This window comes from Caulobacter sp. KR2-114 (genome assembly GCF_049446115.1).
Classification (GTDB): Bacteria; Pseudomonadota; Alphaproteobacteria; order Caulobacterales; family Caulobacteraceae; genus Acaudatibacter.
Genome location: NZ_JBMSEC010000001.1, coordinates 793535 through 817561, shown reverse-complemented (window position 1 = coordinate 817561; position 24027 = coordinate 793535). Strand labels below are relative to the sequence as shown.

General features: G+C 70.2%; 24 protein-coding genes and 1 pseudogene. 14 read left to right on the top strand and 11 right to left on the bottom strand.

What is annotated here, in order from left to right:
• Positions 1-25: 25 nt before the first annotated feature.
• The 4 genes from ACO2Q3_RS03640 (at position 26) to ACO2Q3_RS03625 (ending at position 2420) form a co-directional block, all read left to right on the top strand.
• Positions 26-373: an ArsR/SmtB family transcription factor gene (locus ACO2Q3_RS03640; protein ID WP_423305085.1), complete on the top strand. Its 348-nt coding sequence runs from the start codon at positions 26-28 to the stop codon at positions 371-373.
• A complete protein-coding gene (locus ACO2Q3_RS03635; RefSeq protein ID WP_423305083.1) occupies positions 370-849 on the top strand; it encodes an SRPBCC family protein in 480 nt (159 codons plus the stop codon). The genes ACO2Q3_RS03640 and ACO2Q3_RS03635 overlap by 4 nt, the downstream gene beginning before the upstream one ends.
• Before the next feature lie 31 nt (positions 850-880).
• The gene (locus ACO2Q3_RS03630) at positions 881-1555 is read left to right on the top strand and encodes a glutathione S-transferase family protein (RefSeq protein WP_423305082.1); all 675 of its coding nucleotides are present in this window, start codon (positions 881-883) and stop codon (positions 1553-1555) included.
• Between the two features lie 67 nt (positions 1556-1622).
• Positions 1623-2420: a helix-turn-helix domain-containing protein gene (locus ACO2Q3_RS03625; RefSeq protein WP_423305081.1), complete on the top strand. Its 798-nt coding sequence runs from the start codon at positions 1623-1625 to the stop codon at positions 2418-2420.
• 45 nt (positions 2421-2465) lie between these two features.
• Here the strand turns inward: ACO2Q3_RS03625 and ACO2Q3_RS03620 are convergent, their stop codons facing one another.
• The 3 genes from ACO2Q3_RS03620 to ACO2Q3_RS03610 form a co-directional block, all read right to left on the bottom strand.
• The gene (locus ACO2Q3_RS03620; RefSeq protein ID WP_423305080.1) at positions 2466-3008 is read right to left on the bottom strand and encodes a DUF3617 domain-containing protein; all 543 of its coding nucleotides are present in this window, start codon (positions 3006-3008) and stop codon (positions 2466-2468) included.
• 91 nt (positions 3009-3099) lie between these two features.
• Positions 3100-4632, bottom strand: a complete 1533-nt coding sequence (locus tag ACO2Q3_RS03615) for a hypothetical protein (RefSeq protein WP_423305079.1) — start codon at positions 4630-4632, stop codon at positions 3100-3102.
• Between the two features lie 72 nt (positions 4633-4704).
• Positions 4705-5298 carry a DUF2306 domain-containing protein gene (locus ACO2Q3_RS03610; protein ID WP_423305078.1) on the bottom strand — a complete coding sequence of 198 codons (594 nt, stop codon included), beginning with the start codon at positions 5296-5298 and terminating at the stop codon, positions 4705-4707.
• Positions 5299-5460: 162 nt separating this feature from the next.
• On the opposite strand from ACO2Q3_RS03610, the gene ACO2Q3_RS03605 reads away from it, so the two are divergent.
• Positions 5461-6258 carry a LytTR family DNA-binding domain-containing protein gene (locus ACO2Q3_RS03605; RefSeq protein WP_423305077.1) on the top strand — a complete coding sequence of 266 codons (798 nt, stop codon included), beginning with the start codon at positions 5461-5463 and terminating at the stop codon, positions 6256-6258.
• 15 nt (positions 6259-6273) lie between these two features.
• Here ACO2Q3_RS03605 and ACO2Q3_RS03600 read toward each other — a convergent pair whose 3' ends face one another.
• Positions 6274-7794, bottom strand: a complete 1521-nt coding sequence (locus ACO2Q3_RS03600) for a hypothetical protein (RefSeq protein WP_423305076.1) — start codon at positions 7792-7794, stop codon at positions 6274-6276.
• Positions 7795-7914: 120 nt separating this feature from the next.
• Positions 7915-8649, bottom strand: coding sequence for an outer membrane protein (locus ACO2Q3_RS03595; protein WP_423305074.1), 735 nt, complete (start codon positions 8647-8649; stop codon positions 7915-7917).
• Between the two features lie 148 nt (positions 8650-8797).
• Between ACO2Q3_RS03595 and ACO2Q3_RS03590 the strand changes: the two genes are divergently transcribed.
• The 3 genes from ACO2Q3_RS03590 to ACO2Q3_RS03580 all read left to right on the top strand — a co-directional run bounded on the left by ACO2Q3_RS03590 (position 8798) and on the right by ACO2Q3_RS03580 (position 12023).
• The gene (locus ACO2Q3_RS03590) at positions 8798-9616 is read left to right on the top strand and encodes a BglII/BstYI family type II restriction endonuclease (protein ID WP_423305073.1); all 819 of its coding nucleotides are present in this window, start codon (positions 8798-8800) and stop codon (positions 9614-9616) included.
• Positions 9617-9715: 99 nt separating this feature from the next.
• A complete protein-coding gene (locus ACO2Q3_RS03585; RefSeq protein WP_423305072.1) occupies positions 9716-10363 on the top strand; it encodes an MT-A70 family methyltransferase in 648 nt (215 codons plus the stop codon).
• 4 nt (positions 10364-10367) lie between these two features.
• Positions 10368-12023 (top strand): AIPR family protein, encoded by a 1656-nt coding sequence (locus tag ACO2Q3_RS03580; RefSeq protein ID WP_423305071.1) that lies wholly within the window; start codon positions 10368-10370, stop codon positions 12021-12023.
• A 16-nt stretch (positions 12024-12039) separates the two neighbouring features.
• On the opposite strand, the gene uvrB is transcribed toward ACO2Q3_RS03580, so the two are convergent.
• Positions 12040-14304, bottom strand: coding sequence for an excinuclease ABC subunit UvrB (gene uvrB, locus ACO2Q3_RS03575; RefSeq protein ID WP_423305070.1), 2265 nt, complete (start codon positions 14302-14304; stop codon positions 12040-12042).
• Between the two features lie 362 nt (positions 14305-14666).
• Here uvrB and ACO2Q3_RS03570 point away from each other — a divergent pair, with 362 nt between their 5' ends.
• The 3 genes from ACO2Q3_RS03570 (at position 14667) to ACO2Q3_RS03560 (ending at position 16749) form a co-directional block, all read left to right on the top strand.
• Positions 14667-15440, top strand: coding sequence for a hypothetical protein (locus tag ACO2Q3_RS03570; protein WP_423305069.1), 774 nt, complete (start codon positions 14667-14669; stop codon positions 15438-15440).
• Positions 15441-15516: 76 nt separating this feature from the next.
• Complete coding sequence (locus ACO2Q3_RS03565) at positions 15517-15837, top strand: cysteine rich repeat-containing protein (RefSeq protein ID WP_423305068.1); 321 nt, start codon at positions 15517-15519, stop codon at positions 15835-15837.
• A gap of 114 nt (positions 15838-15951) precedes the next feature.
• A complete protein-coding gene (locus ACO2Q3_RS03560) occupies positions 15952-16749 on the top strand; it encodes an alpha/beta hydrolase (RefSeq protein WP_423305067.1) in 798 nt (265 codons plus the stop codon).
• Between the two features lie 12 nt (positions 16750-16761).
• Here ACO2Q3_RS03560 and ACO2Q3_RS03555 read toward each other — a convergent pair whose 3' ends face one another.
• Both ACO2Q3_RS03555 and ACO2Q3_RS03550 read right to left on the bottom strand, forming a co-directional pair.
• Positions 16762-17946, bottom strand: a complete 1185-nt coding sequence (locus ACO2Q3_RS03555; protein WP_423305065.1) for a glycosyltransferase 87 family protein — start codon at positions 17944-17946, stop codon at positions 16762-16764.
• 206 nt (positions 17947-18152) lie between these two features.
• The gene (locus ACO2Q3_RS03550) at positions 18153-19517 is read right to left on the bottom strand and encodes a M20/M25/M40 family metallo-hydrolase (protein ID WP_423305064.1); all 1365 of its coding nucleotides are present in this window, start codon (positions 19515-19517) and stop codon (positions 18153-18155) included.
• 159 nt (positions 19518-19676) lie between these two features.
• Here ACO2Q3_RS03550 and ACO2Q3_RS03545 point away from each other — a divergent pair, with 159 nt between their 5' ends.
• From ACO2Q3_RS03545 to ACO2Q3_RS03535, 3 genes are all read left to right on the top strand, one after another.
• Positions 19677-20027 carry a YciI family protein gene (locus ACO2Q3_RS03545; protein WP_423305063.1) on the top strand — a complete coding sequence of 117 codons (351 nt, stop codon included), beginning with the start codon at positions 19677-19679 and terminating at the stop codon, positions 20025-20027.
• A gap of 20 nt (positions 20028-20047) precedes the next feature.
• Complete coding sequence (locus tag ACO2Q3_RS03540; RefSeq protein ID WP_423305062.1) at positions 20048-21379, top strand: RNA polymerase sigma factor; 1332 nt, start codon at positions 20048-20050, stop codon at positions 21377-21379.
• Positions 21380-21539: 160 nt separating this feature from the next.
• Entirely contained in the window at positions 21540-21872 is a 333-nt protein-coding gene (locus tag ACO2Q3_RS03535; RefSeq protein WP_423305060.1) for a DUF6572 domain-containing protein, read from the top strand.
• Positions 21873-21888: 16 nt separating this feature from the next.
• Here ACO2Q3_RS03535 and ACO2Q3_RS03530 read toward each other — a convergent pair whose 3' ends face one another.
• The 3 genes and pseudogenes from ACO2Q3_RS03530 to ACO2Q3_RS03520 form a co-directional block, all read right to left on the bottom strand.
• Positions 21889-22104, bottom strand: coding sequence for a hypothetical protein (locus ACO2Q3_RS03530; RefSeq protein ID WP_423305059.1), 216 nt, complete (start codon positions 22102-22104; stop codon positions 21889-21891).
• A gap of 264 nt (positions 22105-22368) precedes the next feature.
• Positions 22369-22454 (bottom strand): annotated as a pseudogene (locus tag ACO2Q3_RS03525) (hypothetical protein); the annotation flags it as partial.
• A gap of 10 nt (positions 22455-22464) precedes the next feature.
• Entirely contained in the window at positions 22465-24012 is a 1548-nt protein-coding gene (locus ACO2Q3_RS03520) for a hypothetical protein (RefSeq protein ID WP_423305058.1), read from the bottom strand.
• Positions 24013-24027: the final 15 nt, after the last annotated feature.

Genomic DNA, 24027 nt, shown 5'->3' with positions numbered 1-24027 from the left:
GGTAAGTGATGACTTACGGTAAGTCATGGCTTACAACAGTGCCGCCTTCGCCGCCCTTGCCGACCCGACCCGCCGGGCGGTGTTCGAGCGCCTGGCCGACGGGCCGCGCGCGGTGGGCGACCTCGCCGAGGGCCTGCCGGTCAGTCGTCCGGCCGTTTCGCAGCATCTGAAGGTGCTGAAGGCCGCCGGCCTGGTCACCGACCGGGCCGAGGGCGCCCGCCGCGTCTACCAGATCGACCCCCAGGGCCTGGGCGCCATGCGCGCCTGGCTGGACCGATTCTGGACCGTGGCGCTGGACGCCTTCGCGGCCGAAATCGAGCGTCAGAACAAAGACCTGCAAGAGAAGCCCGAAGCGAAGGACGAACCGCGATGAGCCAGGCCATCATCCGCCCCGCGCCGGTGCGCAAGTCGGTCACCGTGGCCGCCGACCCGGCCCGCGCCTTCAAGGTGTTCACCGCCGACATCGGCCTGTGGTGGCCGCCGACCCACACCATCGGCGCGACCCCGGCGACGTCTTCCGTGATCGAGCCGGGCGTCGGCGGCCGCTGCTACGGCATCGGCGAGGATGGGGCGCAGGCGCACTGGGGCGACGTGCTGGTCTGGTCGCCGCCGGACCAGATCGTCATCGCCTGGCGGGTCACCACCCAGTGGACCTACGACCCGGACCTGACCACCGAGGTCGACGTCCGCTTCACCGCGGTCGGCGAGGGCCGCACCCGGGTCGACCTGGAACACCGCCATCTGGAGCGGCTGGGCGAGGGCGCCGAGCAGGCGCGCGCCACCTTCGAGAGCCCCAACGGCTGGGGCAAGATCCTGGATCAGTACAAGGCCGTCGTCGAAGCGGCCTGAAATCAACAACCTGCGAGAGGAAGCGAACGTCATGCCCGAGACCCCGACCGAAATCGTCATCCATGGCGTGCCCGGAAGCCCCTATGTCCGCAAGGTGCTGCTGACCTGCGAGGAAAAGGGCGCGCCGCACCGGCTGGCGGCCATGGCCATCGGCGCCGGCAAGACGCCGGAGCACCTCGCCGGCCAGCCGTTCGGCCGCATCCCCTGGGTGGAGCATGGCGACTTCGGCCTCTACGAGACCGACGCGGTGATCCGCTACGTCGACGAGGCCTTCGACGGTCCGCCCCTGCAGCCGAAGGACCCGAAGGCCCGCGCGCGGATGAACCAGGTGATGGGCATCGTCGACGCCTATGTCATGCCCAGCATGACCGCCGGCATCGGCTGGGCCCGGATCATGTGTCCGCGACTGGGCCTGCCCGTCGACGAAGCGGCGGTGGCCGCCGCGGTGGCGCCCTCGCAGACCTGCTTGGCGGCGCTGGAGGCGATCCTTGGGGACCAGACCTTCATGGCCGGCCCGAGCCTGAGCCTCGCCGACCTGATGCTTCTGCCGCATATCGACTTCCTGCCGCAGTCGCCGGAGGGCCGGGACCTGCTGGCCGCCGCCCCCCGTCTGGCCGCCTGGCTGGAACGCATGCGCGCGCGCCCGTCCGCCCAGGCCACCGAGGCCGACAAGCTGATGGCGCAGGCGGCCGCCGCGGCGGCCTGATTACCCCTCGGGTAATCGCCAGGCCTACGCATCGCGGTAGAAGGGACGCTCCACGCCGGAGCGTCCCATGTCGTCCACCGCCCAGACCACACCTGAAACCCCGGCCTTCGGCTCCCTGCTGAAGGCCTGGCGGGCCCGCCGCCGGGTCAGCCAGCTCGACCTGGCTCTCGACGCCGACCTGTCGCAGCGCCACGTCTCGTTCCTGGAGAGCGGCCGCTCCAAGCCGACCCGCGCCTCGATCGAGAAGCTGGCCGACGCCCTGACCATCCCGCGCGGCGAGCGCGACCGGCTGTTCGCCGCCGCCGGCTTCACGTCGCCCGCCAGCCTGTCGCCCTGGACCCCGGAAGCCCGCGCCGCCATCGACGAGTCGCTGGCCTTCATCCTCGAGCGGCACGATCCCTATCCGGCGATGGTGGTCGACCGGCTGTGGAACGTGCAGCGTCTGAACGCCGCCGCCCGCGGCTTCTTCGAGATGTTCGGCACGCCCGCCAGCGCCAACCTGGTCGCCGCCGTGCTGCACCCCGACGGCCCGCGCCAGGCGCTGGTCAACTGGCGCGAGGCGGCCGCGCGCCTGGTCGGGCTGATCGAGATCGAGGTCGCCCGCCGGCTGGACGACGGCGAGGGCCGGGCGCTGCTGCTGGAGATCTTCGACCTGCCGGGCGTCGCCGAGGCCTGCGCCAAGGCGCCCGACCTGGGCGTCGGCGCCCCGGTGATGAGCCTGCACTTCCGCCTCGACGGCCGCGACCTTCGCCTGTTCTCCCTGGTCGCCACCGTCGGCATGAGCGTCGACCCCGGCCTGGAGGACCTCAAGCTGGAGACCCTGCTCCCGGCCGACGCCGAAACCCGCGACTGGTTCCTGAACTGAGGGGGCGGTTCTTCTTCCCCCGCGAGCGGGGGAAGAGAAGAGGAGCTACCCCGCGTCGTCCGGCTTCTGCCCGGCGTCGCACGGCCCCAGGTAGGTCGCTTCGGTGTGCACCTTGGTGACGACCGGCGGCTTGCCCTGCACGGCCATGGTCATCTGCACGTCCGAGGTCATGTGCGAGTTGAAGTCGCCCGAGGCGGTGGCGTGGGCGGTCATCGTGTACTGCGGGTTGCCGCAGGTCATGTTCATGACGATGCCGCCCAGGAAGGTGCGCTTGATCTCGAACTGCGAGCAGCTCTTCAGGTCGGCGCGCTTCATCTGCAGCTGGCGGCCGGATTCGCAATAGGTGTCGGTGCTCGACTTGCCGTCGTCGCCGGTCTCCACCTTCTGCCACTTGCCGGCCTTCAGGCGCGGCAGGTCGGCCTCGGTGATCACCGTGTCGGGGCCGCTGGCCGGCGAGGCCGCGCCACCGCCGGAACCGCCGCCGGCGGCCTGGCTGGCGCCGGACGAGGCGCCGCCCTTGGAGCAGGCGCCCAGGGCGATGAGCGAAACGGAGACGGCGGCGAGGCCGGCCAGGCGAAGACCGTTCATGAGCGTGACTCTTCCCACAGTTTGTCGTGCCGCTGGCGTAACACGGGTCGCCGAACGGTCAAACCGGCGCCGTGGGCCGGCATTGAGGTGGTTAGTAGAAGTCGGTGAACACGTTGCCGTTCAGCGGCACGGCCTCGGTGCGTCCCACCCTGGCGATCGCGGCCTGCACGTCGGGGCGCTGGCGCACGGCCGCGAGGGCCCGCAGCAACTGGGCGTCGAAGGGCGTGCGCCGGGCCGGCCCCGAGAAGTCGCACAGGGTCGTCAGCATGTCTCCGCGGCTGTCGTCATCCCTCAGCTGGGCCATGACCGTCGCCGCCGCGCCGTCCAGGTCGCCGGCGCACAGTTGCCCCTTGAGCCGGGCGCTGGGGTTGTCGGTGGTGTGGGCGGCCAGGTAGTCGAGCGCGGCGCCAAGCTCGGCCTGTCGTCCAAGGCTTCGGTCCGCACAGGCCCGCTCCGCCTGCACCCAGGCGATCCCGTACGGGGTCGCCTGCGACAGGGATTCGAGCTCCTTGAGGGTCGCCAGGGCGTCCTGCGGCCGGCCGGCGCTGTTGTACATGCCGGCCAGGTTGATGGTCTGGCTGACGTTCTTGGCGGCGCCGTCCTCTCCGGCCGCGACGCCGTCGCGCTCGGCCTGCAGGCCCTCGTCCACCCGGCCTAGCTCAAGCAGCGCCCTGGCCTTGTCGTCGTGGATCCAGTTCAGCTCGTCCGCCAGGTCGTCGTAGGCGGGCTTGTCCTTCGGCGCCGCGGCGATCCGGTCCAGGGCCGCCTGCGCCAGGGTGAGGGCTTCCTCGTAGCGCTCCAGCGCGCGCAGTTCCTCGATCACCTCGTGCGTCGTGGTCAGCGACGCCGGGTGCGTAGCCAGCAGCGCCTGGTCCGCGGCCAGCATCCGTTCGGTCGCCGCCCGGGCGTCGAACCGCTGCGGATCGGCCCTCACGGTCGGGGCGAAGCGGATGTCCAGGCTGGCCGACAGCAGGTCTCCGGTGTTGCCGATCCGGCGCAACAGGGCCGCAGCGTGGGCCTGGTCGCCGGCGTCGGCGACGAGCCTGGCCTGCGCCAGCCACAGGCCGTCGGCCTGCTCGCCGAACTTCGCCGGCTTGTAGTCGGCCTTCTCCAGCGCCGCGAGGATGCGCGGGGCGAAGGTGGTTCGACCGGCCTCGCGCTCGCGCCGCAGCACCTGAGAGAACACGCGCACGGAGACCTGATCCAGGGTGCGCGGCCGGCTGTCCGCCAGGGTCTCCACCGCCTCGGCGACGTCGTCGGGACGGCGCAGGTGGCCGGCCATGCGGACCCGGTATTCCCACATCTCGTCGCTCGCGCCGGGCAGGGCGGTGGCCTGCTGCACGTCCGCGAACGCCTCCTCGTCCAGCTGGGGATCCTGCGAGGCGCAGTCGGTGGCGAAAGTCCAGACGGCCAGCCGCGCGGCCTGGGACACCTGGGGAAACTGCGGATAGGCCAGGAACCGACGGACCAGCGGCAGCCCGGCGGCGCAGTCGTTCTTGGCGATCGCCACGTCGATCGCCTTGGCGTCGCGCATCAGCGCCTTGCCGCCGTCCTCGGCCGCCATGGCCGGCGCGCCCTGCGCCAGGGCGAGCCCCGCCAGCAGCACCATCAGATGTCGTCGCATGCGCACCCCCGGCGCCGTCTCAGCATGACCGCGCGGGGCTTGCAACCCAGGGCGCCCCTCGGCGCAGGGAGCTCAGCCCAGGAACACCTGCCACAGCAGCCGTCCGGGCGCGAAGGCGAACAGGCCGGCGATCACCAGGCCGCCGACGAACAGGCCCGACATCGTTCGCCGGTGGCGCGCGACGGCATGGCGCCGCGCCGCGGCCACGCCCAGCGGGGTCAGGGTCAGCACCAGGCCGGACAGGGCGTGGATCGGCCCGAACCGCCCGTTGGCGAAGCCGCCGATGAACAGAGAGGTCCCGGCCACCGCCAGCATCAGCGCCGCCCAGGTCCAGCCCAGCCGCCTGTGCCAGCGCACGCCCTTGACGCCACCCATCAGCACGGCGCCCAGCGCCAGCGCGGCCACCGCCGCGGCGAGGTGCGCCTGCACCACCGGCGAGGCGGCCGCCAGCCGCGCCAGGTGCGGCGCATGTCCGGTCAGCATCGCCGCGGCGCCCGCGGCCAGGACGAGGCCGCCCGCCGCCAGCGTCACGCGGCCGGCCGCGCCGGCGATTGACAGCGGCGGGCGGGCCGGCTTGATCCGGTTGGCGGGCGCCCCGTCGGCGGGCGCCCCATCTGCAGGCGTCCTGTCGGCGGGGGATCGGGCGGAGGATACGGTGAGCGTCATGGGCGGGATCCTGCAGCGGCGGCGGCCGGCGATCGGCGCGTCCGACGGCCCGGGATCTGGCACGGCCTGCCGCCCGGCGCCCGGGCGCTTTCGCCGGCAGGCCGGCGCCCGTCGCGGCCGGGCCGCCCGGCCCGTTCACGAACCGCGAACGGGCGGCCGCTGATGGCGACCCCCGCGCCCCCGCCCGCGCCCCGCGCCGCCTCGCCGCCGCAGGACGGCCCGTCCAATCCCCTGGCCATCGGCCGCGCCCTGCTGATCGCGGTGATCGCCGGCGTGGTGCTGACCATCCTCGCCCCGCTCGGCACCGACGCCATCGGCCTGCTGCCGCGGGCCGGCTACTGGCTGGGGCTGCTGGTCAGCGGCACCGTGGTGTCGGTGGGCGGGATGATCGTCGCCTGGCGGGTCCGCTGGCTGGCCGAGCGGCCGCTGATGCTGGGGCTGGTCGCCTCGGTGGCCTTCTCGATCCCCTTCACCCTGGTGGCCTGGGCGGTGACCGGCGCGGTGTTCCACCAGGGTCTCTACGACCTCGCCCGCATCCCGGTGTTCGCCCTGCCGACCTTCACCGTCACCTGGGTGATGACCGCGCTCAACATGCTGGCCAGCCGGGTCCCGGCCCAGACCCACGCCGCCGCCCAGGGCGACGCCCCGCCGCGCTTCCCCGAGCGCCTGCCGCCCCGCCTGCGCGCGGCGGCGATCCTCGCCGTGGAGGCCCAGGACCACTACCTGCAGGTCCACACCGACGCCGGCCGCGAGCTGATCCTGATGCGCCTCTCCGACGCCGTCGCCGAGCTGGAGGGCCTGGAAGGCGCCCAGGTGCACCGCTCCTGGTGGGTCGCCCGCGCCGCCGTCGCCGACGCCCGCCGCGAGGAGCGCCGCGCCATCCTCACCCTCACCGACGGCAGCGAGGTCCCGGTCAGCCGGGCGTACGTGCGGGCGCTGCGGGAGATGGGGTGGCTGTAGGAAATCGGGCCGGCGTCAGAACAGGTTGTTGAAGACGTCGGCGGCGAGGGGCAAGGGTTCGACATGCCCGGCCTTGGCGATGGCGGCCCGGACGTCCGGCCGTTGGCTGAGCGCGAGGCGCCGCCGCTCCATGCTTTCCTCGAAGGACGACGGATGCGGCAGGGGGGCGAACGGACAGAGGTTCACCAGGGCTTGTCCACGATCCTCGTCGTCCTGCAACTGGGCGATCACCATGGCTGCTGCGCTGTCGAGATCGTTCGCGCACAGCGCCGCATAGAGGGCGGCTTCGGGGTTGTCCGCCGCGTGCGCCGCCAGATAGGCGCGCTCCGCCTCCAGCTCCGTCGGCCGTCCGGACGTCTGCAGGGCGCAAGCGCGCATCGCGTGAACCCAGGCGACGCCGTAGAGGCTGGCATGAGGAAGGGACCAGGCGCTCGGCAGAAGCGTCAGGGCTTCGTGGGGACGGTCGACGAGAACGTACAGGCCCGCCAGGTTGATGGTCTGGCTGACGTTGCCGCCCGTGCCTTCCTCCTCCGTGCTGGCGCCTCGGCGTTCCGCTGCCAGCGCTTCGTCGACCCGGCCGAGCCGGATCAGGATCTCCGCCTTCTGGTCGAGGATCCAGTTCAACTGATCCGACTGGTCGGCGAAGGCCGGCTTCGCCGACGCCGCGATCCGATCGAGCGCCGACTGCGCCAGGGCCAGCGCCTCGTCATAGCGCCCCAAGCCGCGCAGAGTGCTGAGGACCTCGCGCACAGGGGCGAGTCTGTCCGGGTGGGCGGCCATCGCCGCCTGGTCGGCCGCCAGCTCACGCTCGACCGCCGGCACGACCTCGAAACGCCCGGGATCGGCCCTGACGATCGCGGTGTACCGGCCATCAAGCCGGACCTGCATCAGCATCGCCCCGTCGATCCGCCGCAGCAGGGCCGTGGCGTGCGCCGTGTCGCCGGCGCTCACAGCGAAGGCGGCCGCGCGCAGCCAAAGCTTGTCGGCGCGTTCGCCGGGCGCCATCGGCCGATAGTCGGCGATCTCGAGCGCGTTCAATATCCGCTCGGCATAGGACTTGCGTTCAACAGCATGCTCGGCGGCCAGCACGCGCGCGAACAGGCGTGTCGAGACCCGGTCCAGCGCTCGTGGCCGTTGGCTCGCGAGCGCCTCCACTGTCGAGGCGACGTCGTCCGGCCGGTGCAGATAGGCGCCGAGTTCCAGTCGTTCGAGCCAGAGGTCGTCGTCGGCGTCGGGCAGGTCCGTGGCGCGCCGGGCGTCCTCGAAGGCCTCGGGCTCCATGCCGTCGGTGCGCCAGGCGCATATCGCGCCGAGTTTCAGGATCGCCAGTTGGGCGGCGACGGGAGCGTTGCCGAAGCGAGGAAGGGCGATCAGCCGGCGCGCCGCGGGCAGGCCCGCGTCGCAATCACCGCGCGCGGCGGCGGCGTCGAAGGCCTTGGCGTCGGCGGTCCACTGGGTGTCCTGGTCCGAGGCGAAGGCGTGACCCGCACCGGCGAGCGCCACGCCAGCCAGCAGAGCCGCGAGAAATCGCTTCATGGCCACACCCCCCTCGACTGTCTGAGCATGAGGAAGCGTCGACTTGCAACTCAAAGCGGCAAGCCGTTCGGGGAGGGCGTCCCGCCGGACGGGTGCGTCCGACCGGCGGGAGCCTCATCGTCAGAAGCGGTAGGCGATCCCCGCGCGCAGGGTGTTCTCGCTCAGCGACACGCGGCGGTCGGCCCACTCGGCGCCGTCGCCCTTGTAGGTCTGGCCGCCGAAGCCGTCGTACAGGTACTCGGCCCGGCCCACCCAGTGGCGGCCCAGCGAGCGCTCGATCCCGGCCCCGATGTTGAAGCCCTGCACGGTCTTGCCGCGGCTGTAGGTATAGACCGTCGGCGTGGCGGGGGCGCCGGGGTTGTAGCAGTCGCCCACCAGGTTCAGCGTCGTGCGCTGCGCGGTGTAGCCGCCGGCCACGTAGAACAGGTTGCGGCCCTGGACCCAGCCCAGCCGCAGGCGCACCCGCCCGGCGACGCCGGAGTCCACGTGGTTGTGGGTGGTGAAGCTGTCGTGCGCCGGGGTCCAGCAGCCGCCGAAGGCCGTGCAGGCGTCGACGTTGGCGTCGGCCCGGCCGTTGTTCACGTCGCCCTCGATCCCGACGACCAGATCGCCGCGCTGCAGGTTGAAGCCGAACACCCCGCCGCCAGAGAGGCCGGTGCGGTTGTCCTGGGTCTTCTGCAGGGTGTCGTTGGGGTCGTTCAGCAGCGCGAAATGCGTGCGGCCGAAGTCCGCCCCGATGGTCGCCCCCACATAGGCGCCGCCAAAGCCGCCGCCGTCATCCTGGGCCTGAGCGGCCCCCGCAGACACCAAAACCAGCGCGGCGGACGCCGCCGCGCCAAGAAACAGATTACGCATGTGCATGAGATCCAATCGCTAGCGACGCCCACCATGGCGCCCGAATCAGCGGCGCTATGCGAACGGCGTTATGCGGACGGGTCAAGGGTAGGCAAAAGGGCGATCGCAACCATTGCACCGGAGGTGGAATCCCGCCCAGTCTGCCGAAATGGCTGATGCCGATGCAGATGTGGATAGCGAAGACGACTTCACCGAAGAGGTGACTGCCGGCGACGCGGCGATGGCGCCGAGCGAAATCTCTGATCCAACTTGGCTCGTCGATAGCAAAATTCCACAGGACATTCGCGATCGATATGAGGTTTACAGCTACCGCAGCGCCGCAGTGATTCTCGCGGAAGGCCATGCCGAACTCTTTGCTGAACTTTGCGATGCCCTTCGTCGCTTCGAGATTAGCCGGAAGACTATTCGAACCGCTGGCGGCAATGAGTCCGATATTCCTAAATTGCTTTCGAGCTACCTCCGGCCGCTGAACTGGAACGAGACGGTGATCCAGGGCGACCTCCTCGTCCGCCTGATTTCGAAGGAGCAAGTTGGGGTTAGCCGGAACGGAAAGCCGAAATACGAGAAGGCCGTACGCGAACTCCAGCGTGAGAAGTACCTCGACGGTCATAAGGTCGACTATGTGAAGGGCAGGGTGGCCTTCGATCTCGAATGGAACAGCAAGGATCAGACCTTTGACCGTGATCTCTATGCTTTCAGCGCCTTCGCCCAATGTGGAGTCGTCGATGTGGGTGTGCTGGTCACGCGCGGCTTCTCGATGACTCCGTTCATCAAAGGCCTCGGACCATCACTGTCGAAGGGGGGCGTCCCAGAGGTCGACAAGAAGGGGGTGATGCGGCAGACCAGTTCAAAGTACGGGGCTAGCACGACCTGGATGGGGAAGTTGCTTTATCGCCTCAACGCCGGGCGCAACGGTGCGTGTCCGGTGCTGGCCATCGGGATTACGCCAGCCTGCGTGGTGGATTGATGTCCAATTTGTCTTTCGAACAAAAGATGAACGCGCTAGCGTCGCATCCCTTAAAGCCAGAAACTATCGAGGCGCGAATCGCGCCTGCAGGGGAATGCCATGTCGATGTCTGAGGTTGGATTCGAAGCCGCCAAGGATCTCGCCGGGTTTGCGCGTGGGCGACGGTTTGCCACCATCTTGGCCGACCCGCCATGGCGGTTCACCAATCGCACAGGGAAGATGGCGCCCGAGCATCGCCGGCTGTCGCGCTACGAGACTATGACCCTGGAGGATATCTGCGCCCTGCCGGTGGAAGGCGTCGCGGCCGAGACCGCTCACCTCTATCTCTGGACGCCAAACGCGCTGCTGCCCGAGGCGCTGGAGGTGATGAAAGCCTGGGGCTTCGATTACAAGTCCAACCTGATCTGGCACAAGGTCCGCAAGGACGGCGGTTCGGACGGCCGAGGCGTCGGGTTCTACTTCCGCAATGTCACCGAGATGATCCTGTTCGGCGTGCGCGGGAAGAACGCCCGCACATTGGCGCCGGGCAGACGGCAGGTGAACATGCTGGAGACGCGCAAGCGCGAGCACAGCCGCAAGCCTGACGAACAGTACGAGCTGATCGAGGCTTGCTCGCCAGGGCCGTATCTGGAAATGTTCGCGCGAGGCGAGCGGAAGAAGTGGGCGGGTTGGGGGAACCAGGCTGACGCTAGCTACGAGCCGACGTGGAAGACGTATTCGTATAATTCGACAATAGCGGCGGAGTAACCTCATGGCCGAGCTCCAGCATTCTCAGATCCGAGCCAAGTTGCTGGAGGGAGTTGTTCCGCACGTCGACAACTCTGACATTAAGAACCATCCGCCTGCCCAGCTTGAGGCCCACGCTCTCTCGCGCGCGCTGGCGCTGACTGCCGCGAGGATGGCATCGGATGCCGACCTCGATGTCCTAAGTAAATCCTTGGTCGATGGTGGCGACGACAACGGCCTAGATCTTATCCATTACGACTCGGCGACTCGAACGCTGTTTTTGGTTCAATCCAAGTGGAGTGCAGCGCACGCGAGCTCCATCGCTGCGGGAGAAGTCCTCAAGTTCCTACAAGGGGTGCAAGATCTCGTTTCTTTGAAGAAGGAGCGCTTCAACGAGCGAATTAAGCAGCGCTGGCCCACCATCGAGGACGCGCTGAAGCGCCTCACGAGCGTGCGCGTCGTCGTTGCGTATGCCGGATCGGGCGCCATCGACGCCGATATACAAAGCAAAATTGACGACTTCATCAAATCTAACAATGATACGTCTGAGCTATTCTTCTTTCAGGCGTTTACTCAACGTGACTTCTTTCAATATTTTGTGCAAGAGGCCGCGCCACCTCAAATAGACCTTACCGTTAAGCTATCTCACTTCGGACTTGTCGAGGAGTCTCTTAAGGCGGTGTATGGTCAAGTCTCCGCCGCCGACGTTGCTGAGTGGTGCCGCAACTATGGGAACCAGCTCTTCGCGGGAAATATACGGCATTTTCTTGGTCTGAAGTCCGATGTTAACTCCGGAATATCGAAGACCATCGCCGAAAACCCCAAGCACTTTTGGTATTTCAACAACGGAATTACGATGATCGTCCAAAGCTATGCGAAACAAGCTTTCGGTGGCAATGACCGATCCGTCGGCCTGTTCGACTGTAAAGGCGTCACTATTGTGAATGGCGCGCAGACCGTCGGAACGATTGGGCGGACGCTGACCGAGAGGGAGTCCCCAGCATCGCTCCAGGCGCGAATCATTGTCGTCGAAGATCCTGAATCAATCATCGGCAAAGAAATTACGCGCGCCTCCAATACGCAAAATCGAATTGACGCTCGAAACTTCGTTGCACTCGATCCAGAGCAAGAACGGATTCGGACTGAGTTGTTAATTGAGAAGGTGGAATACGAATATCGCGAGGGCGAGGTTGCTGAGACGGCCACTGAGTCTTTCGAATTCATTGAGGCGATAACGACCCTCGCCTGCGCCAGCGGCGAAATATCCTACGTGGCCCTTGCGAAAGGGTACGTCGGCGGCCTCTACCTTGACATCAACACCGCCCCTTATCGGGCGCTGTTTAACAATGGCACTTCGTCCAGGAGGCTCTGGAGCTTAGTAAGGCTGGCCCGACGGATAGATGTGGCTATCCGCAACATTCAGGACCCGGACTCTGCGTTCGAAAGGGGGGTGGTTGTTCACGGTAACCGCCTCCTCACGCATTGCATCCTGAGAAAGATCGGCAAGGTCGCGGACTTGGAAGACTCGGCTGCCATTTCCGATGATATTGTCGAGGCCGCGGCGGCCGAAATATTCGGCAAGGTGAAAGCGGTCATTGCAGAAGAATATCCGGATGCATACCTTGCCCCACTCTTCAAGAACGTGGGCAAGTGCTCAAATATCCGGCTCAAGGTGGAGTAGGGCGCGACCGCTTCGCCTACCTGCGCGCCCGCCCATGCTTCCGGAACGCCTCGGCCTTCTCCGCCCTCACCTCAGCCTTCACGCGCTTCACCGCCTCGCGATCCGGCGCCACGCCATCCGCTGACAGCGCATCGTTGGCGAATTCCAGGTCCAGCAGCTTCAGGCGCTTGATCTCGTCGCGCAGGCGGGCGGCGGTTTCGAATTCGAGGTCGGCGGCGGCGGTCTTCATGCGGGCTTCGAGGTCGCGCAGGGTGGCCTTGAAGTTGTCGCCCAGGAACGGGGCGGCGCCGCTCTCGGCCACGCCGGCGCTGACCGTGACCCGGTCGGCGCGCTCGTAGGGGCTGTCGAGGATGTCCTTGATGTCGCGGCGCACGCTCTCCGGCGTGATGCCGTGCTCGAGGTTGTAGGCCTCCTGCTTCTCGCGGCGGCGGTTGGTCTCGGCGATGGCGCGCTCCATGGAGCCGGTCATCTGGTCGGCGTAGAGGATCACCCGGCCGTCGACGTTGCGCGCGGCGCGGCCGATGGTCTGGATCAGCGAGGTCTCCGAGCGCAGGAAGCCTTCCTTGTCGGCGTCGAGGATCGCCACCAGGCCGCACTCGGGGATGTCCAGGCCCTCGCGCAGCAGGTTGATGCCCACCAGCACGTCGAACGCGCCGAGGCGCAGGTCGCGGATGATCTCGATCCGCTCCAGGGTGTCGATGTCGGAGTGCATGTAGCGCACGCGCAGGCCCTGCTCGTGCATGTACTCGGTGAGGTCCTCGGCCATCTTCTTGGTCAGCACGGTGACCAGGGTGCGATAGCCCTTCAGGGCGGTGTCGCGGCACTCGGCGATGACGTCGTCGACCTGGCTGAACGAGGTCCCGTCGGCGGCCTTGGACACCGGGCGGATGATCACCGGCGGGTCGATCAGGCCGGTGGGGCGGATCACCTGCTCGGTGAACACCCCGCCCGCCTTCTCCAGCTCCCACTGGGCGGGGGTGGCGGAGACGAACACGCTGTCCGGGCGCATCGCCTCCCACTCCTCGAACTTCAGCGGGCGGTTGTCCATGCACGAGGGCAGGCGGAAGCCGTACTCCGCCAGGGTGAACTTGCGCCGGTAGTCGCCGCGGTACATGGCGCCGATCTGCGGCACCGTCTGGTGGCTCTCGTCGACGAACAAGAGGGCGTTGTCGGGGATGTACTCGAAGAAGGTCGGCGGCGGCTCGCCCGGCCGGCGACCGGTCAGGTAGCGGCTGTAGTTCTCGATCCCGGCGCACGAGCCGGTGGCCTGGATCATCTCCAGGTCGAAGGTGGTGCGCTGTTCCAGGCGCTGCGCCTCCAGCAGCTTGCCGTTGGCCACCAGCCAGTCGAGGCGTTCCTTCAGCTCCGCCTTGATGGCGATGGTCGCCTGGTTGAGCGTCGGGCGCGGGGTGACGTAGTGGCTGTTGGCGTAGACCCGGACGTTTTCCAGGTCGGCGGTCTTGCGCCCGGTCAGCGGGTCGAACTCGCTGATCGCCTCCACCTCGTCGCCGAACAGGCTGATGCGCCAGGCGCGGTCCTCGTAGTGGGCAGGGAAGATCTCGATGGTGTCGCCGCGCCGGCGGAAGGCGCCGCGCTCGAAGGCCTGGTCGTTGCGCTTGTACTGCTGGGCCACCAGGTCGGCCATCAGCTGCTTCTCGTCCACCCGGTCGCCGACCTTCAGGTTGAAGGTCATGGCGGTATAGGTCTCCACCGAGCCGATGCCGTAGATGCAGCTGACCGAGGCCACCACGATCACGTCGTCGCGCTCCAGGATCGCCCGGGTCGCCGAGTGGCGCATGCGGTCGATCTGTTCGTTGATCGACGAGTCCTTCTCGATATAGGTGTCCGTGCGCGGGACGTACGCCTCCGGCTGGTAGTAGTCGTAGTAGGAGACGAAGTACTCCACGGCGTTGTCGGGGAAGAACGACTTGAACTCGCTGTAGAGCTGCGCGGCCAGGGTCTTGTTGTGCGCCAGGATCAGCGCCGGGCGCTGGGTCGCCTCGATGACCTTGGCCATGGTGAAGGTCTTGCCCGAGCCGGTGACGCCCAGCAGCACCTGGTCGCGCTCGCGTCCCTCAAGCCCGGCCACCAGGTCGGCGATGGCGGTGGGCTGGTCGCCGGCCGGCTGGTAGGCGCTGGCCAGGGTGAAGCGGCGCCCGCCCTCGGACTTCTCCGGCCGCGCCGGGCGGTGCGGGGTCCACAGCGCCGGCATGGCGTCCTGGTCATAGATGAAGGCGCCGGACACGTCGGCGACGCCGGTGCTGCTGCGAGAACTGGCCATAGGCGAAAGGTAGGCGCGCGCGCGGAGGTTGGCCAGGGTGTGTCCTGACAGGGGATTGTCAGCAGCTTGCGTCCCTCCCCCTTCGTGGGGAGGGACAGGCGGCGCAGCCGCCAGGGTGGGGGTTGCCCGCCGCGGCGCCGGCTGGTCCCGTGAGCCGATGCGCGCCATCTCACTTCCCCACCCTGATCGCCTCGCGATCTGTCCCTCCCCAGGAAGGGGAGGGTGGGCGATCTGTCCCTCCCCATGAAGGGGAGGGTGGGCGATCTGTCCCTCCCGATGAAGGGGAGGGTGAAGAAAGACGGCAATGACGGCTTAACCGTCAGGGGGCATGATCAAGCTTGGGGGTTGGATCGGAGAACGCTGTGAACCGGCGCACGCTTCTGCTCGCCCTGACCGCCGCGGCCGCGACCCCTGCCGCCGCGCCGCGCGCCCTGGCCGCGGGCGCGACGGTCGCGCCGCCGCCGCCGCCGCCGCCGGACGACACCTTCGGCTTCGCCTCGACCCTGCGCGCGGAGGGCGTCGGCGGGCCGGCCATGCGTGACTTCTCCGGCTGGGTGAAGGCGCTGAAGACCCTCGGCGAGGCGCCGATGCTGACCGCGGACGCGGCGGACAGCGGCCCGGCGTTCCGGCTGACCCTGCTGAGCGCCAAGGCTCCGGCGGTCACCGCCCATGTCACCTGGGGCGCCAACCGGCAGAGCGCCACGGCGATGATCAGCTACGGCGACGTCCCCGGCATGCCGGGCCAGCGCACGCGTACCGTGCGCCGCGACTACATCGGGCCGAGCGCGCTGAACCTGCTGGACGTGGTCGACCGGCTGGAGACCTTCTGGGACGCCGCGCCGCTGCCGCCGGACTGGGCGGCGATCCAGGCGCTGGCCGACTGCCCTGCCTGCGCCATCACCGAGCCGGACGGCGACCGGCTGCTGCTGGAAGGGCGGATGGGCGCGCGCCGGCACCTGATCCTGCGACTGTCGCCGCCGCCGTCGAGCCTGATCGCCCGCTTCGCCGCGGCGGTGATCCCGGCCGAGCCGAAACCCGAGCCGCCGAAGCCGGCGCTCCCGCCCCGCCGCCCGGCCAGGAAGCCGAGGCGCCGCCACCGGCCGCATCTCCGGCGGCCGCCGCCTGCGAAGGCCTAGCGCTGCGGCGCCGGTGACGGAATCGCCGCCGGCCGGCGTGCAAGGCTTCTAAGGGACCAACGGAGTATCCAGCCCCATGAAGTTCGCCCTCACCGCCGCCCTGGCGCTCGCCGGCGCCCTGACCCTCGCCGATGTCACGGCCGCTGAGGCCGCCGGCGGCATGGCCGCCACCCGCGCCGCCTGCCAGGCCGACCTGCAGACCCTGTGCGCCGGCGTGCAGCCCGGCGGCGGCCGGATCATGCAGTGCCTGAAGCAGAACCGCGAGAAGCTGTCGGCCGGCTGCAAGTCGGCCCTGGCCGAGCGGATCGCCGAGAAGCGCGCCGCCAAGGCCAATGGCGGGGCGGCCGGCGGCGCCGGCGGTGGTGTCGGCGCGGCGCCCGCCCCGACGGCGCACTGATCCGGCCGCGCACTGACCTGACGGCGCACTGACCGGGCGCGCCGCGCCTTCCCCCCGCCGGGGCGGGCGCGGTACGCTTCCGCCAAAGCGAACGAGGCGATGGAGGAAGCGATGGTGGCGTTCACCCGGGAGCGGGCGGTCGACGGCGTCGTCGAGCGGCTGTTCGAGCTGACCGTGGACGGCGAACGCGTGCCCGCGGTGATCTGGGCGCCGGAGGGCGCTGCCGGGCCGCGGCCGCTGGTGCTGATGGGCCATGGCGGCTCGCAGCACAAGAAGATCGGCGGCCTGGCCAGCCGCGCGAAGACCTATGCCCGCAGGTTCGGCTACGCGACCCTGGCGATCGACGCCCCGGGCCACGGCGACCGCATCAGACGCGAGGAAGCGCTGGCCAACATGCGCGAGGTCGGGGCGCGGGTGACGGGGCAGACGTCCTCGGCCTGGACGCCGGAGCGGCTGCAGCTGATGGCCGAGCGCACCCGCCGCGCCGTCCCGGAATGGAAGGCGGCGCTGGATGCGGTCCAGACCCTGGACTTCGTCGGCCCGGACGGGCCGGTGGGCTACTGGGGCGTATCGATGGGCACGGCGATCGGCGTGCCGTTCGTCGCCGACGAGCCGCGCATCACCTGCGCCCTGTTCGGCCTGGCCGGGCTGCGGCCCAACGCGCCGGCGTTCGAGGCGGCGGCCAGGGCGATCACCATCCCGGTGGAGTTCGTGTTCCAGTGGGAAGACGCCGTGGCGTCGCGCGAACACGGCCTGGCGCTGTTCAACGCCTTCGGCTCGGCCGAGAAGACCATGCACATCAATCCCGGCGGCCACCTGGACATGCCCGCCTTCGAGAGCGCCTCCTGGGAGCGGTTCTTCGTGCGCCACCTGGGTGTCGCCGCGGGCGCGCAGGCGCTGGCGGCGGAATAGGCGTCAGGCGGCTCAGGCCGGCCGCGGCGTCGTCGGCGCCGGTCGCCTTCGGGCGGCCAGGACGGCGCCCAGCAGGGCCGCCACGGCGACCGCGGCGTAGAGATAGCCGTCGGCCGGGGCGTCGTGGCTGAAGACGATGGTCACCGCGGCCAGCGCGGCGGCGACGGCCGCCTGCGCCAGGCCGCTGGAGCGGACGTCCCGCGCCGCGGCGCCGGCGACCAGCGCCAGCAGGGGCACGGCGGCCATGGACAGGTCGTAGCGCATGGCGCGCGGGTTGAGGAACACCGCCACCATCAGCAGGCCGGCGATGCGCTGGCGCCGCTCCAGGCGGGGGAGCATCAGCGATCCGCCCAGCAGCACCGCCGAGAACGCGGCGTGGGCGGCGAGCGGCGAGAGCGGGAAGTGTCGCGGGTCGGCGGTCACCGCGCCCAGCAGGTTGTCGCCCAGCCGCTCGTGCCCGACCACCTGGGTGACCAGGGTCTGCAGCCATTCGCGCATCAGCCGCGGCGCCAGGATCAGGGGCGCGGCATAGGTCGCCGCGGCGGCGGCCACCGCCAGCGCGGCGGTCCGCCACTGCGACCGGGCCTCGCGGTCAGCGAGTAACGGGACCAGCCAGAAGGCGGCGTAGAACGGCTTGAACGCCGTCGCCAGGGCCACCGCCGCGTGGAACCACAGCCAGCGCCCCTCGCGCTCGGCGGGGATCAGGCCGAGGGCGATCAGGGCGTAGAGCACGGTCCCGTTGTTCGCGACCAGCACGGTGAATACGCCCGAACCGAGAAAGGCGGCGGCGAAAAACCCCGTTCCCAGCACGATGCGCGCAGCGCCCGGGCCGAGCAGCAGGCGGCTCAGCGCGACCGGTATCGCGGCGCTGGCGATGACGTCGGCGACCATCAGCAGGTTGCCGAACACCGCGCGAATCGGCCCGTGCGCCGCCAGCCGATAGAGCATCCACACGAACGGCGGGGCGATGAACGGCAGGCCGTGCGCGCGCTTCACCTGCGCCGGCAGGTAGGGATCGCGCCCGGCGGCGAAGGCGTCGATGGCCCCCTGGTAGGCCGGCAGGTCGCGCTCGTAGAGGGTGGCGATCGCGTGCGGCGTAAGGAACAGCCGCCAGGAGACCACGAGCAGGACGAGGCCCACGGCCAGCATGGCGGCCTGCGCCAGGGGGCTGTCGCGGGGATCGTCGGGGAGGGTCATGCGCGGGGGCGAATCCTTGCGGGGCGGAGCTTCGTCCTTAGCACCCTATCTTCTGTCATCCCGGAGAGCCGCAACGCGGCTCATCCGGGACCGCCGGAAGCGCTGATGGGCGCCGTGACGGCGGGCGCGGGCGCCTGCCGCGGTCCCGGATATCCGCTGCGCGGATTCCGGGATGACAGTGTTGAGGGTGGGGGGAGGGCAGGGCGCTACTTCGCCGGCCGTTCCGACACGAAGTCCCCCGCCGGCCCCGGGAACACCACCGGGCTGGCCGCGCCGTCGGGGCCCAGGGCCTGCACGCCGAAGAACCAGTCGTCGATGTTCACGCCGGGGAGCACCAGGGACGTGGCCGGGCCGGCGTCGCGGCTGAAGCGCCACTGGGCGGCGGTCGTGTCGCGCCACCAGACGCGGTAGCCGGTCGCGCCCGGCGTGGCGGTCCAGGAGACCCGGGTGTCCGGGCTGACGGCGCCCTCGATCTTCACCCCTTCCGGCGGGGCCGGGGCCGAGGCCATGGCGGCCAGCCCCAGCACGTTCAGCCGGGTCACCTGGGCCAGGTAGGGGAAGTCGACGCCGGCGATCACGTCGCCGTAGGCGACGCCGTTCTCGGTGCGCACGTCCTGGTGCTGTCGGGTGTAGTTCTCGTCCGCCTCGGTGACGCGGACGGCCGGGAAGCCGGCCTCGAGCATGCGCACCTGGTCGCCGCCGCGGCTGAAGCGGTCGGTGCGGTAGACCATCACCACGTCGAGGCCGGTCAGATACTGGTCGGCGAGGCCGTCGAGGTGGCGGGCAACCTGGCGCGAGGGGCTGTCCACCTCGCCGCCGTTGTAGCGCCGGCGGTCGGCCTGGGCCTGGGTCTCCACCGCCTTGGTGCCCTCCGAGAACACCCGCACGTGGGTGTCGTCGGTATGACCGTCCTGGCCGCGGGTGTTGCCGACGATGTCGTTGTTGAGGTCGGCCTCCACCCGCCAGCCCTGGGCGGTGGCGTAGTCGGCCAGCAGCTTGCCGCCGTAGAGGTTCTGCTCCTCGCCGGACAGCACGGCGTAGACGATGGTGGCCTGGAACCTGTGCCTGGACAGCACGCGCGCGGCCTCCAGCACCGCGGCCACGCCGGAGGCGTCGTCGTTGGCCCCGGGCGCGTCGCTGGTGGCGTTCATCGGGTCGCTGACCCGGCTGTCCAGGTGGCCGGAGATCACCACCACCCGGTTCGGATCACCGCTGCCGCGCTGGATGCCGATCACGTCCATGACCTCGGTGGGCTTGGGGACCCGCTCGCCGGAGACCACCTGCGAGGGCGTGACGACCTCCAGGCAGCCGCCGCAGGCCTGGCTGATCTCGCCGAACCGACCCTTCACCCAGAGCCGCGCGGCGCCGATGCCGCGGGTGGGGGAGGTGGTGTCCGACAGGGTGTGGCGGGTGCCGAAGCCGACCAGCCGCGCGATGGTGGCGTGCAGTTCGTCGGCCTGCACCTCGCCGGCGACCTGGCGCAGCACGGGCTGCTCGGCCGGGCCGGCCGGCTGGGCGTCGGCGCCGCCGGCCACGAGGGCGATGAGCACGGCGAGGGCGGCAAGACGCATGGGCGGAACTCCTGACACGCCGACCTTGGCGGAGGCCGGCGGCGGGGGCAATCCTGTGCGCCGGGCGGCGATGCGGGAAAAAATTTCGCCGGCCTGTCGATCCGCGGCGGCGCCGTTCGACTGAAGGCCGGCGATGCACGCCAAGTCAGGAGACACCCGATGCAATACCTGCTGCTGATCTATTCCAGCGAGGCCGAGGAGCACGCGATGCCGGAAGCGGAACTGGGTTCGATCATGGCCGCCTATGGCGTGTTCACCAAGGAGCTGGTCGAGTCCGGCGCCATGGTCAGCGCCGATCGCCTGCGGCCCACCAGCGACGCCACCACCGTGCGCGTGCGCGACGGCAAGGCGCTGGTCACCGACGGCCCGTTCGCCGAGACCCGCGAGGCGCTGGGCGGCTACTACCTGGTCGAGGCCAAGGACCTGGACGAGGCCACTGCCATCGCCGCCAAGATCCCCACCGCCCGGTACGGCAGCATCGAGGTGCGGCCGGTCTGGGCGATGTCCTGACCGGACCTCAGGATCCCGGCGTGACCCGGACCCCGGATCGCGACGTGAGCCGGACCCCCGATCCCGGCGCGAGCCGGACGAATGTCGACGCGGTCTACCGCGCCCACGGGGCCGAGGTGCTCGCCACCCTGATCCGCCTCGTGGGCGACTTCGACCTGGCCGAGGAGGCGGCGCAGGAGGCCTTCGCCGCGGCGGCGAAGGCCTGGGTCGCGGGGGCGCCGGCCTATCCGCGCGCCTGGCTGATCCGCGTCGGCCGCAACCGGGCGATCGACCAGCTGCGCCGGCGCATCGCCTTTCGCGCCCGGCGCGAGGCGATCGAGGCCGAGGCGCGGCTGGCCGCCCAGCCGGGGCCGGAGACGGACGACGACCCGCAGATCGAGGACGACCTGCTGCGCCTGATCTTCACCTGCTGCCACCCGGCCCTGGCGCTGGAGACGCAGGTGGCGCTGACCCTGCGCACCGTGTGCGGCCTGAGCACCGCCCAGGTGGCGCGCGCCTTCCTGGTGGCCGAGGACGCCATGGCCCAGCGGCTGGTGCGGGCCAAGGGCAAGATCCGCGCGGCGGGCATCCCCTACCAGGTCCCCGACGCCGCCCGGCTGCACGACCGGCTGGAGGGGGTGCTGGCGGTGCTCTACCTGGTGTTCACCGAGGCCTATGCCGGCGATCCGCACCGCAGCCTGGCGGCCGAGGCGATCGGCCTGGCGCGGCGGCTGGACGCGCTGCTGCCGGGACAGGGCGGGGTGGAGGGCCTGCTGGCCCTGATGCTGCTGACCGAGGCGCGGCGGCCGGCGCGCCTGGATGCGGCCGGCGAGCTCGTGCTGCTGGAGGACCAGGACCGCCGGCTCTGGAACCGGCTGGCCATCGCCGAAGGGCTGCCGCTGGTGGAGAAGGCGCTTCGCGCCGGCGGTCGCGCCTCGCCCTATGCGGTGCAGGCCGCCATCGCCGCGCTGCACGCCCGGGCCGGGACCGCCGAGGAGACCGACTGGCCCCAGATCGTCGGCCTGTACGCGGTGCTGATGCGCCTCTCGCCCTCGCCGGTGGTGGCGCTCAACCACGCGGCCGCGGTGGCGATGGCGGAAGGACCGGCGACGGCGCTGCCGCTGGTGGACGCCCTGGCCCTGCAAGGGGGCTTTTCGGCCTATCCGCCGCTGCCCGCGGCGCGGGCCGACCTGCTGCGCCGCCTCGGCCGGCGTGACGAGGCTCTGGCCGCCTATGCCCAGGCCCTGGCTCTGGCCGGGCTGGAGGTGGAGCGGCGATTCTTCCGTCGGCGGATCGCCGAACTGGGCGGCGAGCCGGCCGGCAGGTCCGGCGGTGATGATTTGCCGCACGATCGGCCTGGCGGCGGGCGCTGATCACCGCAAACCCGCCTGGTTACTGGGCGCCGGCGGTCATCGCGCCGTCCTGGCGGCCCGGTTTCACGCCAAATTCACGCGCTGCGGCGAAAGGTCGGTAAGAAATCGGAAGCGATTCAGTCCAGCCTTCTCCCATCGCTCAGTATTCGGGAGAGATGGCATGTCCGTCCTGGAAACCGATATCGTCGATTACATCTACCTCGATGATGATGAGGAGACGCCCGTGTTGGTGGTCTCCGATCCGCTCAGCTGGCGGGGGGAAGCCGAAGAGGCGCACCTCGACGTGCTGCGCAACAAGCTCAACGCCCAGATCGCCTTCGTCGAGAGCGGGCAGATCCGCGGGGTCTGGCCGGACTACGACGGCCGGCGGGTGAAGGTGGAGGTCGTGGGCCGCTGGGCGCTGAACGCGTCGGCCTACGAATTCTACGACCGCGCCAGCCAGGTGATGACCCGGGCCAACATGGACCTGAGCTTCAAGCTCTGGGACGCCTGAACGGCGCCAGCGGCGGCTAGACGGTGATGTCCAGCAGCGACTGGGTCATCTCGTCCTGGGTCTTCTGCAGCGCGATGCTGGCGCCGACCACCTCCTTGGCGCTGATCTGCGCGCCGATGGCGGCCGACAGCTCCTGGCCCTGATTGGCCGAGCGCGCCAGGTCGGCGCTGGCCTGGTCGAAACGGGAGAAGGCGCTGGTGACCGCCGCGCTCACCGGGGTGATGGTCGTCATTCGTTCAATCCGTGCCAGCGGAGTCCCCGCCTGCCGCGACCTTGCCGCCACGCGGTTAATGCGTCGCGTTGAAGGACGGTAAACCGCGGAAATATCTGGCGTGGGCGGCTCTCCGCTGGAGCCCCCATCCCCCGGCTTCGCCGGTACTTCCCCCACGGGGGAAGAGAACCGTTCTCCTCCCCCGTTGGGGGAGGGGGACCCCCGAAGGGGGTGGAGGGGGCTCCAGAGGGCAAAGTCGGTTCTTCGCTGGAGCCCCCATCCCCGGCTTCGCCGGTACTTCCCCCGCGGGGGGAAGAGAACCGTTCTCCTCCCCCGTTGGGGGAGGGGGACCGCCGAAGGCGGTGGAGGGGGCCCCGCGCCTCAGATCGCGCCGGGATCGAAGATGTCGAGGTCCTTCACCTGGCCGCCGGCGGCCTTGATGGCGGCCAGGACTTCGGGGCGGGACTGGACCTTCAGGTAGTCGGCGAGCCAGGCGGCGTCTTCCTTGCCGTGGGTCGGCGCGCGGCGGTAGTGCTGCAGGGCCAGAAGGGCGTCCATGCGCTTGGCCGGATCGGCCAGCCGCTCGACGTAGGCCCTGGCCGCGCCGTCGAGGTCGCCGGCGCAGATCAGGCCGTTGAGCAGCGCCCCGTAGTCCGGGGCGGCCGGGGCCTTGACCAGCTTCAGCTGCTTCTGCACCTCGGCGGTGTCGCCGAGCACGGAATAGGCGCAGGCGCGCATGGCGGCCAGGTACGCCTTGCCGGTGTCGGTGAGCGGGGCGTCGGACACATCGTGCAGCAGGTCGAGCGCCAGAGGCGAGCGGTCGGTGTCGATCAGGTAGCTGGCATAGGACAGCTTCTCCTCGAAGCGGCCGTCCTGGCCGTTGTCGGCGGCGGCCTCGGCGAAGGCCCCGTCGGCCTCGTCCAGCTTTCCCATGCGCGCCAGGGTCTCGGCCTTCAGGCCCAGCACCCGGCCCAGGTAGTCGTCGGTGTCGGTGAAGGTCTGGGCGCCGAAGTCGTTGTAGCGGTCGATGGCGGTCTGCAGGATGCGCAGGGCGCCGTCGTTGTCGCCGATGCGCAGGCGCAGGGAGGCCACGCGGTAGGCGCCCGACAGGCGATCGCCGTTCGCCTCCGCCAGCAGCAGCACGCGGACCAGTTCCTTGCGGGTGGCGGCGGCGACGTCGAGATCGCGGGCGGTGTCGGCGACCGGGGCGAAGCGGTCGTCGACGACGATCGCCACGCGGGTCGCCGGGTCGGTGACCTGGGCGGCCAGGGTGCGCGCCTCATCCACCCGGTGCGCGGCCAGCAGCAGGCGCACCTGGTCGATCTTCAGCCCCGACAGGTCGTCGAACGGGTCCTTCGGCTTCCAGGCCGCCTTGTCCAGCGCCTCCAGCAGCTCCAGCCGCCTGGCGTCGGCGTCGGGCAGCACCTCGGCGTAGGCGTAGGTCGACAGGATGGTGGTTTCCTTGATCTGCGACAGGATCGCCGGGGAGCGGCCGGCCAGGGTCACCAGGGCGTTCAGCGCCTCGCCCGGATGCGACAGGTTCATCGCCAGGTCGATGTGCAGGCCCCAGGCGATGGCCGAGGCTTCCGGCTCCAGGATGGCCCGCCGCGACAGCTCGTAGGCCGCCTGGGCGTGGCCGAGGCGAGACTCGCACAGGTCCGCGCCTTCCAGCACCGCGGCGCGCATGTGCGCCTCCATGCGGGCGAACCCGGCTGCGCCATACACCGACCGCAGAGTGGCGACCGCGGCGTCGCAGCGATCCTGCATCACCTGGGTGATGCCGTCGGCGGCCCGGGTCTCCAGCGCGCTGGCGTGGTGGGCGGTGTCGGGCGCCACGTCGGCGCGGGCGCAGAGCGGCGCGGCGCTGGCCGCCGAGAGGAGCGCCGCCAAGCCTGCCGCGCGCAGCCGGGCCGTCCAGGTCAACGCCATGCCGTTCTCTCCACG